Genomic DNA, 14,286 nt, shown 5'->3' on the forward strand with positions numbered 1-14,286 from the left:
ATGAACCACGCATTGTTCCACCGCCTGACCGGCGCGCTGCTGCTCGCCACCCTCGCCGCCTGCTCGCCCAAAAAGGACGACACTCCCGCTGCGCCGGCGGCGCAATCCGCTGCGCCAGCCCCTGCACCGGCCGGCGCACCGGCCGCTTCCTCCCCGGCACCCGCCATCGCCAGGAAGGCGACGCTCGACTGCGACGACCGGACCCTCGTGCTCGAGGCGACCTGCCGCAACCTGTACGGCCCCGGCCTGCTCTCGTGCAGCAGCCAGTCGCTGGCATTCGACGAACGTCCCGGCGGCGCAAGCAAGTCCGTACGCAGGTTCGAGCCGCATTCCGGCGGCAAGGGCGATGCGGCGGCGGTCGAAGAAAAGATCGGCGCGCTCACTTGCGTCAAGTCGCCGTCAGGCGAGCGCCACGTCGTCGCAGAGATGTTCAACGGCGGCAATTGCCCGGAATGCGAATGGGTCGAGGTGTACGATTGGGACGGCAAGCTGGTCGCTTCCGACCGCGACAAGAGCAAGCCCGATGCCCTGGCCGACAGCCTGTCGTCGGCCGTCGACAAAGGGGGCGACGCGGTGATCGGCAGGACCGAACTCGAGGGCTTCTACACGGCACCGGCGCAGTGACGGGGAATGCCGTGACGACCAGCTTCCCGCAAAAGCCCACCTGACTCATGCCACAACGTTGAGCCACCCCGGCCACCGCGTTACGGTGGGTTCCATGGATAGGTCAATGACTGTGCCCGGCGCTGGATGCGTTTCCAGTGCATGGGCGATCGGGCTTCACCGCGCTGGTCGAGGCCCTGCGTGCCGGTCGACGCACCTACGGCGACATGCGCAAGTCGATAGAATACGTCACGGCGACCCACGTACCGATCGCGCTGCTCGCCCCCTTGCCCCCATCAGCGGAGCCAGGTACATCACGCCGAACGTGACTGGAACATTCACCGCCAGGAGACCGCTGGCCTCGGCGCTACGCCGGGCCAACAGGCGAACCCAGTCCATAGCTAGCCTCGACATGTGCGGAGTCTCATGGTTTGGACCGCAAGAGTTTGTCCAAAAAACCAATTCGCTGGGTATCTCGATACGCAGTGCCATTCTTTTCGCGGGGAATGCTGATGCAAACACAGCATCACACCCGCATGCCAAAGATTGTCGGTCCCATAATAGATTCGGCAGAATAATTGGAGCAATGATGGGGGCATGCCCTCGATAGGTGCATCCGCGCGCCCACGAACGCGATTTGTTAAATCCCGCAATGAAGTTAGCCAATTAATACCTGTGTTGTAACTCTGCCGCACATTCCTCGCTTTGTAGGACATTGCGCTATGGCACGTATCACATTTTCGGATAAGCTCAGTTCCAACGAATTTCCTTCAAGCACTGGTTCTTTCCGCAAACCTTTCCTCGAAGACAACCGTCCTACGATAGCGCATTGTCGCGTTGTCGATTTCCAAGAACAAATAAAACGTGAGGGAAGGCTTCATGCCCCGTCCATTGGTTTCTCCGACCCGCCTTGCATGGTTGCTGGCGGCCGCTTTTTCAGGCACCGGCTGGTCATCGGCCAACGCGCAGACTGCAGCGGACGCCGCTGCCCGCCAGGCCGATGTCCTGCAGCGACAGAACCAGGAACGCATCAATCGCGATATCGAGAATGCACTGCCGCGCGAGCGTGCTTCCCAGGGTATCGATACCCGCGCCTTAGTGCCGAAAGTCGATGCCTCCGCCGCGGGAAAGAAATGCAACCAGATTCAGGTGCTGGCGATCGAAGGTGCTCCCGAGCTGTCGGGTTCCGTGCGTGCAGCGCTGACGAAGAAATTTTCCAACCAATGCCTCGGCGTCGCGGAGATCGAGGAAATCCTCGGCGAAATCACGAAGGATTACGTGCTGCGCGGTTACGTCACCACGCGCGCCTACCTGCCCGCCCAGGATTTGAGCAAGGGCAAGCTGACCATCCTCGTACTCGAAGGCCGCGTCGAATCCGTGGTTCTGACGGACAAGGCGCGCAAGAGCATCACTCCGTGGAATGTCTTCCCAGCTCCTGGCGGCCTGCTGAACCTGCGCGACTTCGAGCAAGGCATCGACCAGCTCAACAAGCTGTCGTCGAACAGCGCCGTCCTCGACATCCAGCCGGGTGAGCAGGCAGGCGCCAGCAAGGTGGTCATCGATAACACGCCCACCCTCCCCTACCACGCCAGCCTGTCGGCCGACAACACCGGCTCCGACAGCACGGGCCGCAACCAGCTTGGCGCCACCGTCAGTGCGGACGACCTGATGGGCCTGAACGAATTGCTGCTGTTCACTTACCGCCGTTCGCAGCCGAACGATAATGCGCGCAAGGGTTCCGTCAGCAAGAGCCTGAGCTTCATCGTGCCATTCCGCTATGCGACGCTGTCCTACTCGGGCAGCCGCGCCCACTTCACGAGCCTGGTCGCGATACCAAACAACGACCCGCTGGCGTTCCAGGGTACGTCGGACAGCGATTCGGTCCGTGCCGACTACCTGGTATTCCGCAACCAGACCACGCGCCAGAGCCTGGCAGCGACGCTGACCGTCAAGGACAGCAAGAACTACCTGGCCGGGAATTTGCTCAGCGTGGCGAGCCGCAAGCTGAGCGTGCTGGACCTCGACTCCAGCACGAGCACCGACCTGTGGGGCGGCGCGCTGTCGCTCGACCTGGGCTGGGCCCAGGGCCTGTCGGCGGCAGGCGCCTTGAAGGATGCCGACAACTTGCCGGATTCGGCGCCGCGCGCGCAGTTCGGCAAGTTCAAGTACGGCTTGAATTACCTGAGGCCATTCCAGATCGCCGGCGTCCATTCGACCTGGACCATGTCGCTTACAGGACAACGCGCACGCGACGTGCTGTACGGCTCGGAGCAGCTCCTGATCGGCGGCTTGTACACGGTACGCGGTTTCGTCAACAACACCCTGTCCGGCGACAACGGCTGGTACGTCCGCAACGAACTTGCGTTGAATCCTGTGCTGCCTTACGCGAACCTGCCGATGCGCCTGTATGCGGGCCTCGATTATGGCCGCGTCAGCAGCCGTGCCGCCGACACCCCGGAAGGCAGCCTCGCCGGCCGGGTCGTGGGCGCCTCTTTCAGCTTCAAGGGCGCCTCGGTCGATGTGTCGAACAGCCGCGCGCTGCGCGAACCGGGGAATTTCAAGCGCGAAGGATCGCGCACCTGGATCCGCCTGAACTTCGGCATCTGACCAATAAAACAAAGAATCGGACATTCCATGAACCGCTCATTCCGTCAAGTCTGGAGCGCCGCGCGCGGCGCCTATGTCATCGCCCCCGAAACCGCACGCGGAAACGGCAAGGCCAGCAGCGCCGTGCGCGCAGTGCGTTCGGCTGCCGTCCTGGCCGTGGGCGCGACCGCGGCCGGCGCCGCGCTCGCGCAGGCGGCCCCCGCCACCGTCGTGCCCACCGGCGCCAATACCAGCGCCTATGTCTCGGCCAACGGCGTGCCGGTTGTGAACATCGCCACCGCCAACGCGGCCGGCCTCTCGCACAACCAGTTCACCCGCTACGACGTCGACGGCAAGGGCCTCGTCCTGAATAACAGCAGCTTCAAGAACGCCGCGGTTCTCCAGTCCAAGCTGGCCGGCCAGGTCGTGGGCAACATCAACCTGAACGCCCAGGCCAAGGTGATCCTGAACGAAGTGGTCGGCACCGGCCGCAGCACGCTGGCCGGCTATACCGAGGTGCTGGGCGGCAAAGCCGACGTCATCGTCGCCAACCCCTACGGCATCACCTGCAGCGGATGCGGCTTCATCAACAGCGACCGCGTGACCCTGACGACCGGCGTGCCGTTCCTTGGCGCCGACGGATCGGTGGGCGGCTTCAAGGTGACCGGCGGCGACATCCTGATCAACGGCGCCGGGATGAATGCCAGCGCCCAGCAAATCCTCGACATCGTCACGCGCAGCGTGCGGATCGACGGCCAGATCAACACCGCCGCGGGCGGTCAGCTCGGCATCTACACGGGCGCCAACCAATGGTCCTATGCCGAGCGCGCGGTCACCGGCGCGTTGACGCCTGAAGGTGCCGCGCCGGCCTATGCGATCGACTCGACTGCCCTGGGCGGCATGTACGCGGGCCGCATTCGCCTGATCGCCACCGAAGCCGGCGTCGGCGTGCGCATGCTGGCCGACGCCTCTGCCGGCAACGGTGACTTCGCCGTCGATGCCGCGGGCAAGGTGCAGGTGCAGAGCCGTATCTCGGCCAGCGCCGATATAGCACTGCGCCAGACCGGCACCACCGGGGACGGCCAGCTCGAGATCTCGGGCGCCAACGGTGCGCTGACGGCCCAGGGCCGGGTCGCGCTCGACACCGCCGGCGGCCTCACCCTCGACGAAGGACCGATCAAGGCCGGTACGACGCTCAGCGTGAAGGCGGCCCGGCTGGACGACCGCTCGGTATCGAAAGCCACCCGCAGCGCCGGCGGCAACGTCGATGTCGCGATTACCGGCAGCGCCACCCTGTCCGGCACCACCTGGGGCGCCGGCGGCCACCTGTCCATCGACGCGAACGGCGACCTGGCGGCCACCAACGCCACCTTGTACAGCGGCAGCGCCGCAGGCAATGCCGACCGCGCCCTCAACCTGGCTGCAGACGGCAACGCCAGCTTCACAGGCAGCAAGCTGACCAGTACCGACGCCCTCGGCGTCACCGCGCGCACGGGCAGCCTGGCGCTGGACGCCAGCACCGAAGGGACTGCCGCCGGCAGCATGGCGCTGGGCGCCGCCGCCAGCTTCGACAACGCCGCCAAGCTGCTGGCCGGCGCCGACCTGAGCGTGGCCGGCACGTCCGGCATGGCGGCGACGAACACTGGCCTGATCCAGGCGCAAAAGAACCTGGTACTCGGCCAAAGCAATGCGCTGGCGCTGCAGAACGCCTCCAGCGGCAAGTTGCTGGGCGAGACCGTGACGGTGAACGCGAGCACCCTCGCCAACGCCGGCGCCGTGCAGGGTACGAACAATGTCGGCATCGTTAGTGTTGGCACCGTGACCAACGCCGCCAGCGGCATGGTACTGACCACCGCGTCCGGGAAGGACGTGGCGATTACCGCCGCATCGCTCGACAACGCCGGCCGCCTGCAGTCCGCCGGCGCGCTCCACTTGCAAGTCGCCGGCGATGCCGTCAACAGCGGCCAGGTACTGGCACTGGCGGCTGCCGACGGCGGGGCCAATGGCGACGTGACGATTGCCGCGAACAGCCTTGGCAACAGCGGCCTGCTGTCGTCGGCACGCACTATCGGCATCCGCACCGTCGCCGGCATGCAGAATAGCCGGCAGATCCAGGCAGACAAGCTGGAGATCGACGCCGGCGGCGTCATCACCAATAGCGGCCCGGATGGGGTGCTGTTGGCCGACAGCGCCATGACGCTCACAGGCGCCGGTCTCACCAACAGCGGAGCCGTACAGGCCAGCGGCAGCATCACGGCATCCGTCGCGGGCAGTGTGACCAACAGCGGCAGCATCGAGACCCTTGCCAAGGGCAGCACCGTGGCGCTGGACGGCAGTAGCGCCGCCAACAGCGGCAAGATCCAATCGGCCGGCAGCGTGAGTGTGCGCTCCACCCGCGGCGATCTGTCCAACACGGGCCAGATCGCCGCCGCTGGCGGGCTCGCACTGAGCGCCGCCCAGGCCCTTTCCAACACCGGGACGGCACTGGCGGGCAGCGATGTCTCGGTCGGCGCAGCAAGCGTCAATAACGGCGGTACGCTGCAAGGGATGTCCGGCGTGGACATCGATGCCAGCGGTGTCGTGCTCAACACAGGCACCCTGCAGTCGCAGATTGCAGCCGGGGTAGTGAGCATCGACGGCGCCAGCATCGACAACCGCGGCACCGTGCAGTCGGGCGGCACCGCCGCACTGACCAGCACCGCCACCGACATCGTCAACAGCGGCGCCGTCGTCAGCGCTGGCAACCTCGACCTACAATCAGCGCGCGTCATCAGTACCAGCGGCACGGTGCAGACGGGTGTCGACCTCCGTGCCAGCGCTGGCGCAATGAGCAACCTCGGCAAGGTCCAGGCTGGCGGCTCGTTCGACGCCGTGATCCAAGGCATCTTCTCCAACAGCGGCAGCCTGCTGGCCTCCGACGCGGCGGGGCACGTCGCCGTGCGCAGCGGCTCGCTCAACAACAGCGGCACTCTGCAGGCAAACGGCGCCAGCATGCTGGCCACCACGGGCGGAGACCTGGCCAACAGCGGCCAGTTGCTGGCTGGCGGCGGCCTTGCCCTGAGCTCATCCGCCGGCCTCAACAACTACGCCGGTGGCGTGGTCAACAGCGGCGCCAAGCTCGTGGCCAGCGCGGCCACGATCGACAACCGGGGCAGCATGCAGACGGACGGCAGCCTGGGCGCCGTTGCCGCTGGCTCCTTGAACAGCAGCGGACTCCTGCTGTCGCGCGCCACGGCGGGCACGCTGACGCTGTCCGGCGGTTCACTGGTCATCAGCGGCACGGTCCAGGCTGCGGGCAATACCGGGCTGGCATCGACCACAGGCGCCGTCATCAACAGCGGCAGCGTGACCTCGGCGGGTGACCTCGATATCCAAGTAGCAACAGCACTGAACAACGTGGGCGCAAGCGCCAAGATGATCGGCTCAGGCGATGTTCGCATCAAGGGCGGCAACGGCTTCACCGTCAACAACGATGGCCGCATCCAGGCCGCCGCCGACCTGACGCTCGGCGCCGCCGGCCGTGCCACCTCGGTGCTGAGCAATGGCGGGACCCTGTTCGGCACGACGTTGCGCTGTATGGCGGCAATGTCACCAACACGGGACGCGTCCAGGCAATGGGCAGCGGCACCGTGTCGGCCTCCAGCTTGAGCAACCTGGGCAGCACTGCCGTGATGATTTTCGGCATCGACCACGGCGACGCCGCCATCGACGTCGCGGGCAGCTTGCAGAACCAGGGGGCCATGCATTCGGGCGGCAACCTCGTGCTCAACGCAGCCTCCTTGAGCAATTCGAACACGGCCGGCATCTCGTCGCTGGCGAACGCCACCATCACCACGTCCAGTGGTGGCATCAGCAACGCCGGCGCCTTGTACGCAGCCGGCAAGCTGAGCACGAGTGCCCTGAACCAGACCATCACCAACACCAGCAGCGGCACGATGGACGCGACCGACATCGCCCTGTCGGCGGGTACCTTCGACAACTACAATTCGGTCATCTCGACCAACAACACCGCCATCAAGACGACGGTGGCATTCAACAACCTGCCGACCGGCGCGGTGCCGAACATCGTGACGGACTACATCACGTACGACGGCTATACGCTGCCCCACGATACGGGCGAATACAACTGCAATATCTTCGGGGCGGCCTGCGATCACCTGTGGGTCTACGCCCAGAACTACCATGTGATCCAGAAGCTGGACCGTCCGATGCCGAGCCAGACGGGCGTGATCATCGCCGGCAACACGATCGACATCGACTTCGGCGCATCGGCCAGCAATGTCGCTTCGCTGATCTCGGCGCCCAACATCAACATCACCGGCTCGGGCACCTTCACCAACCGCGACCTTCACCTGGAGCAGATCGACTATGCCCGCCGGTGGCGCGACTACAAGACCAACAGCACCTTCGGCGACCTGGAGCACGACTACCGTTATGCCACCACGGCCGCAGAGATCGGCAACTGCAACGATGGCGGCTGCTTCAGCGGCAGCGCGGGCAGCTTCGACGGGGCACGGGACGCCGCCTATGGCCTGGAAACCAAGCGCACGACCATCAAGACGTGGCGCGCGGGTATCTATGCCACCAACCTGAACTTCGCCGCGGGTGGACTGCAGAACCTGGGTTCGCCCTACCAGCAGGCGACCACCGCGACCACCGGGAGCGGCACTACCGCGGCCAGCGGCACCACCGCGAGCGGTGCCGGCGTGGCCGGCATCTTCGGTGCCGTCCTGCCCCTCAAGGCTGCCGTGGCCGCGGGCGCGGCCGGCACCAGCAAGGGCGTAACGGTCGCCGCGGCCAACGGCATCAGCTTCACCGGCCTGAACCTGACCCTGCCGACCAACCCGAATGGCTACTTCGTGCAGGCCAAGGACCCGACCGCGAACTACCTGGTCGAGACCAACCCGCTGTTCCAGGTAGGCAGCAACTCGGTCGGCTCGGACTACCTGTCGAAACTGCTCGGCATCGATCCGGAAAAGCAGCAGAAGCGCCTGGGCGACTCGAACTACGAGGCGAAGCTGGTACGCGACCAGCTGATCGCCCAGACCGGCAACAACATCCTGAAAGGCATGAAGAACGAAGCAGCCCAGATGCAGGCGCTGATGGACCAGGCCACCACCCAGTCGAAGAGCCTGGGCCTCGTGTACGGCCAGCCGCTGACCAAGGAACAGGCCGCGGGCCTGACCGAAGACATCGTGTGGATGGTCGAGCAGACCGTCAATGGCCAGAAAGTGCTGGCCCCGGTGGTGTATCTGGCGTCCAGCACCCGCGATGCGATCGAAACCGGCGGTCCGGTGATCTCGGCCACCAACGCCAGCATCAAGGCCGACACCCTGGCCAATACTGGCGGCACCATCAAGGGCGATACGCTGGCGATCGAGACCAAGGGCGACCTGGTCAACACGGGCGGCAAGATCAAGGGCGGCGACGTCTCGGTGAAGTCGACCGAGGGCAGCATCATCAACCAGACCGTGGCCGAAACCAATGGCGGCAAGGCGTTCGCTCGCACCGTCATCGGCGCCACCGGCAGCATCGAAAGCACCGGCAACCTGTCGCTCGACGCGGCGAAGGACATCACGGTCAAGGGCGCCAACGTGAAGGCCGGCGGCGACGCCACGCTGGCGGCGGGCGGCGCGGTCACCCTCGACACGATCCAGGACAAGCGTGTCGATTCGACCTACAAGGCCTCGCAGGGCCTCTGGGGGCTGTCGAGCTCGAGCGAATCGACGCGCACCGCCACCACCACGAACATCGGCTCATCGCTGGAGACCGGCGGCAGCCTGAAGATCAAGAGTGGCGGCGACACCACCATCGCCGGTTCGAACGTGAAGACGGGCGGCGACCTCGACCTGGCTGCCGGCGGCAACGTCAATGTCGTCTCGCGCCAGGACACGGTCGAGAAGTCCGTCTCGACCAGCCACAGCGGCCTGGGCGTGGGCGGCGGTCTGTACGGCTCCACCAATACCACGACCGACAGTTTCAAAGGCCGCAACGTGGCTTCCGGCATCGAGGTGGGCGGCAACGCCAGCATCGCCACCGACAACACCATGACAGTGCAGGGTTCGAAGCTGAAAGTTGCCGGCGACGCCAACATCGCGGCGGGCGACGTGCAGGTGCTGGCGGGCCAGGACGTGGACCGCACCACGTCGGTCACTACCACGACCTCCTTCCTGAAGATTTCGGGAGAAGGCAAAGCGGATTCCGGCGCGAGCGCCGGTTCGAATGCCGGTGCCAATGCGGCCTCCAGCAACAAGAACGGCAAGGCGCAAGCCAGTGCCCAGGCCGGCGCGGGCGCGTCGGCCGGCGCCGAGGCGAGCGCTTCGGCGAGCGCAGGCCTCACGCTGGCCGAGACCACCACCACCAACACCTACGACTACAAGTCGAAGGCGGTGGGTTCGGAGCTCGACATCGGCGGCAACCTGAAGGTCGATTCGAAGAAGGACATCACCCTGCAGGGGGCCACCGTCAACACTGGTGGCGACGCCGACCTGAAGGCCAAGGGCGACGTCAAGATCCTGGCATCGCAGGACATCGACATCTCGACCAGCAAGACCACCACGACGCAGATCGGCCTGTACGTGGATTCCGACAACAAGGCATCGGCCAGCGCGGAAGCGTCGGCCTCGGCCGGCGCCAAGGCCGGCTCGGACCGCTATGGCAGCGCAGCGAGCGCCAACGCCCAGGCCGGCGCGCGCGCCGGTGCCGAAGCATCGTCGGATACCAACATCGACGTGGTCCGCACCATGACCACGGAAAAGAACAGCCTGAACGTCACCAACACCGGCACCACCATCAATGCCGGCGGCAAGCTGAAGGTCGATGCCGGCAACCAGCTTGCCGTGCAGGGTTCGGACATCGGCGGCGAGCAAGGTGTGTCGCTGAAGGCCAAGGACATGAGCTTCACGGCGGCGGAGGACATCAGCGTCACGACGACCAAGACCACCAAGACGAGCGCCGGCCTGTACATCAGCGGCAGCGCCAGCGCCGAAGCGGGCGCGTCGGCATCGGCCGGCGCCCACGCCAGCAACGATGCCGGCGGCACCAACATGGGCATGAACGCGAGCGCCGAAGCGGGCGCCTCGGCCGAAGCCAAGATCGGTGCCGGCATCCAGGCGCGCCATTCGACCGAATCCTCGACCGAAGGGACGACGACGGCACGGGTATCGACCATCCGATCCGGTTCCGGCGACATCGAACGCAACGCCACCGGCAAGATCCTCGACGTCGGTACGGCGATCGAAGCGGGTGGCGACTTCAGCCAGACGGCCGACACCATCGAAAGCCGCGCGGCGAGGAATACCACCTTCTCGAGCAGCGAATCGCAGTCGGATTCGATGCGCCTGGGCGTGTACGCCAGTGCCAACGCGGAAGCCAAGGCCGGTGCCAGCGCGTCGGCGGAGGCCGGTTCCGGCATGCTCGGACCGGGCATGGCCAGCAACAACAAGAGCGAGTCCGAAGCGGGGGCCAATGCCGCCATCGGTGTCGAGGCGCAGTACAAGCACGCGTCGTCGAGCTCGAGCAGCAGCAGTAGCGAGGCCGTCGTCTCGACCATCAAGACGGGCGGCAAGGTCAGCAGCAAGTCGACCAATGCCACCGTGCTGGAAGGCACGCAGATCTCCGGCGATGGCGGCGTGGAGCTGGAAGCCAAGTCGATCGACTTCAAGGCGGCCAAGAACACGGAGACCAGCAGCGACAGCAGCCTGAACGTCGACGTCCATGCCAACGTCGGCCTGAACCTGGGTTCCGACGGCGCCGTGGATGGCGGCCTGGGCGGCGGATTCGACAAAGGGTCGGGCAGCGCTTCCTCGTCCACCGCGGTAGCGGGCAGCATCCAGTCCGGCGCCGGCCTGAGATCAAGACGGCGGGCGACGCGCGCTTCGAAGGTACCGACATCGGCGCGGCCGGCGACGCCTCGATCGCGGCCGGCGGCAAGCTGAGCTTCGACGCGGCACGCAACGAAAGCAGCGAGAGCAGCAAGGCCGCCAACGCCGAGGCCAGCATCTCGGTGTCGAAGTCGAGCAGCGGCAGCGGCGCCGGCCTGGAGGCGTCGGGCGGCTTCGAGAATACGAAGTCCAGCTCGAGCGAAGCGGTGACCGGCAAGATCGCGGCCGGCGGCAACCTGTCGCTTTCATCCGGCAAGGACATGAAATTCGAAGGCACGGCCGTCTCCGCCGGTGGCGACACCGACATCACGGCCGGCGGCAACGTCGACTTCGCCGCGGCACGCAACACGAGCAGCAGCGAGTCGGCCAATGCCTCTGCCAGCCTGTCGTTGTCGGCCTCAAGCAGCAGCGACAAGGCCAAGGGCACGAGCGAAAAGAGCAAGAGCGGTGCCTTTGGCGCCGAAGGCGGCTACTCGACCGAGAAGAATTCGGAAGCCGTGGCCGGCTCCCTGGAGACCGGCGGCAATCTGAAGATCAAGTCAGGCGGCAACGCCAGCTTCGAAGGCACCGATATCGCGGCAGGCGGCGCGGCCAAGATCGATGCCAAGGGCGACGTCAACTTCAAGGCCGCCGAGAGCACCTCCTCGTCCTTCGGCGTGGCTGCTTCGATCGGCATGGAAGCGTCGAACACCACGACGACCGGCGGCAAGGCCGACGCCCCGGCCACCGGCGCCAACGCTGCTGCCGGTCCGGAGACCGAAAAAGAGCGCTCGGGCAGCGTCGGCTTCGAGCTGGGCTCGTCGAGCACCAGCGACAAGAAGGCTGCGACCATCAAGGCCGGCAGCGTCGATATCTCGTCGGGCCGCAATGCCAGCTTCGAAGGCACCAAGGTAGCGGCGGACGGCGACATCAACGTCGCCGCCAAGGGTGACATCAGCGTGACGACGGCGAAGAGCACCAGCAGCAATACGGGCGTGTCGCTGTCCGGTGAGCACGAATCCACGACCAATTCGGGCAATCCGGATGCCAAGGAATCGTCGAGCCGCGCTGGCATCGGCCTGGACATCGGGAGCGCGTCGACCAACGACAAGGCCTCGTTCGCAACGGGCGGCAAGCTGACGCTGGCCTCCGGAGGAAAGACCAGCCTGGTCAGCACCGAGGTGAAAGCCGCGGACGGGCAGGATATCAAGGCGACTGGCGGCGTGACGCGCAGCACTGCGACCGACACCGAAAGCGGCATCCGCATGAATGCCGTGGGACTGTCGCAGACCAAGCCGAAGCAGGAGCCGGCAGCGGCGGCTGCCCCGGCTGCTGGACCGGCCAAGGCGGTTGCGGGAGAAGCCGAGTCGACACCGAAGTCCGGGACTGCCAGCGCAGGCGTCAACGACAAGCCGGCTGCTCCCGAGAAAACCGCCAAGGTGGCACCCAAGCCGGTGGCGAAGAAAACCAATCCGGCCAAGAAGATTGCGACGGAGGCAAAGGTGGCGTCGGAGTCGACCAAAGGGTGATTTGGGGTAATACTGCCTGAAGCATCCGGGGACGCGGCGGGCCACTCTGACGCAACTCGATTGCCGCCAAGGCATGACCATGCCTTGGCTGGCAGCCGGCGACGGATCGATGAAGGTGCGGCTTTTCGGCAGCGCACTCTCAGGTCCCATCGCCGGTAGCGCCATCCGGGCGCTGTATGTCGTCGCTGATGCGTGTTCCTGTAGGTGCGCAGCCAAGCGTGCTCCGTGCACAGGCGCTCTGCTCGCCTGTGGTGCCGCGAAAAAGAAAAAGCGACCTTGCGGTCGCTTTTTCTTTGAATCTTTGGCGGAGGCGGTGGGATTCGTATTGCGCCCTAAAGCCCGCATGGAAACTGGCTCTCGCCCGATACCGTTTATGCGCCTACCCTCACTCATACCCTCTATTGCGTTAATCGTGGCAAGACAGCTTTGGACAACTGTGGACTGTCATACAGGCGAAGTCCGATTGTACCTCCGGTGAGGTGTAAGGCTCGTATGTCGTCGTCTGTACTCAAAACGGCTTGCAGGCAGGCTCGACCTCTACGAATCGAAGAGTTAGCTAAACACCACACTTAGCGCCACACCAGTTCGGCCAAATATGCACTGGATCAACGCGATGACGCAGCCCCACCTCCGACGCAAGGTCCACGCTCGACCCATTGCTGACTTTCCGGCACAAACCGTGCAGGTTACAGGGTTAGCCATTATGTACAAATGCAGCAACCCCCAAAGCTGGCACGACTACTACAGCCGCTTCATGCAGCTTCCTTACGAACGAACCTGGCTGACGCAACGCATCTGTGATACTACGCACGAGGTCGGAGGTTTGGTCTGCGCATGAGAAGCCGACCTGCCAACTGTCTTCCATCGTCGTTCCATCGCCAGTTTCGACATAAGGGGTTTCTTCCCAGCTACGCATTTCGTCTTGCCACCTACGCCTTTCGACTGAAGGGCGCACATGATCCTTTTGGTCGAGCGAGCCATCAAAAGCCGCGAGCCCTTGTACTTTAATTCGTTCACGCATTTGCGGCGTTAGCCTAAAAATAGCAACGCCACATCCCTCCATAAACCCTGATTTACCTTCAATCAAAAGCGCATTGGCCACACCGACTTCAGGCGGAATGAGGCCGCGATACGAGTTTGACTCCCAACGTTTAAAGCCCAGGTACGCGGCGCATGTAAGAACCAAACACAAGGCGACGCACGATAGGATGCCCAGCTTACGATCTAGCCGTGCATTGATCTTATTCGGGAACATAACGTTCGCTTCGCGTTCTGAGTGGACTGCTTAGTAATAGCTCAAGCGCATAGACTCCTTAACAACAACCTATCTTTTACAGGTCCGCTTTTGGCCGATCTCGGCCGTTGGACCCAGCATAGCAGGTTGTCGTCGAGGAAAAGTCACCAACGGTCACGACAGTCCGGAACCGACCCGAAGCGGACGATCACTGCTTCGCCGCTATTTTCAGGTACGCAAGTCGTGCGACCTGAAATTGTTGAAAAGAGACTCGTACCGCCAGCCATCCTCAGCAACAACGGTGCAGTCCGTGGTGTCGACGTTGTAATGAAGAAGTTTGATGGGTGAATCGCCACCACTACGCTAGATACTCCTGAGTCATAATTCTAGGCAAAAGGAGTCAACATGAGTGGAAAGCGGTACACGGAAGAATTCAAGGTCGCGGCGGTCAAGCAAGTGACTGATCGTGGAC

6 protein-coding genes are annotated in these 14,286 nt (G+C 64.6%); 5 read left to right on the top strand and 1 reads right to left on the bottom strand.

The genetic code is table 11. From position 1 onward, the window contains the following. From ACI1V7_RS24455 to ACI1V7_RS24475, 5 genes are all read left to right on the top strand, one after another. A complete protein-coding gene (locus tag ACI1V7_RS24455) occupies window positions 1–624 on the top strand; it encodes a hypothetical protein (RefSeq protein WP_404534586.1) in 624 nt (207 codons plus the stop codon). An 858-nt stretch (window positions 625–1,482) separates the two neighbouring features. Then, on the top strand, window positions 1,483–3,210 hold the full coding sequence (locus tag ACI1V7_RS24460) for a ShlB/FhaC/HecB family hemolysin secretion/activation protein (protein WP_404534587.1): 1,728 nt from the start codon (window positions 1,483–1,485) through the stop codon (window positions 3,208–3,210). A gap of 27 nt (window positions 3,211–3,237) precedes the next feature. After that, a complete protein-coding gene (locus ACI1V7_RS24465) occupies window positions 3,238–6,837 on the top strand; it encodes a two-partner secretion domain-containing protein (RefSeq protein ID WP_404534588.1) in 3,600 nt (1,199 codons plus the stop codon). Next, window positions 6,804–11,126, top strand: coding sequence for a hemagglutinin repeat-containing protein (locus ACI1V7_RS24470; RefSeq protein WP_404534589.1), 4,323 nt, complete (start codon window positions 6,804–6,806; stop codon window positions 11,124–11,126). The genes ACI1V7_RS24465 and ACI1V7_RS24470 overlap by 34 nt, the downstream gene beginning before the upstream one ends. Then, complete coding sequence (locus tag ACI1V7_RS24475; RefSeq protein WP_404534599.1) at window positions 11,105–12,580, top strand: hemagglutinin repeat-containing protein; 1,476 nt, start codon at window positions 11,105–11,107, stop codon at window positions 12,578–12,580. The genes ACI1V7_RS24470 and ACI1V7_RS24475 overlap by 22 nt, the downstream gene beginning before the upstream one ends. Window positions 12,581–13,274: 694 nt before the next feature. On the opposite strand, the gene ACI1V7_RS24480 is transcribed toward ACI1V7_RS24475, so the two are convergent. Next, on the bottom strand, window positions 13,275–13,835 hold the full coding sequence (locus tag ACI1V7_RS24480; RefSeq protein WP_404534590.1) for a hypothetical protein: 561 nt from the start codon (window positions 13,833–13,835) through the stop codon (window positions 13,275–13,277). Window positions 13,836–14,286 lie beyond the last annotated feature (451 nt).

This window comes from Massilia paldalensis, from assembly GCF_044901715.1.
In the GTDB taxonomy this organism is placed as follows: Bacteria; Pseudomonadota; Gammaproteobacteria; order Burkholderiales; family Burkholderiaceae_D; genus Telluria; species Telluria paldalensis.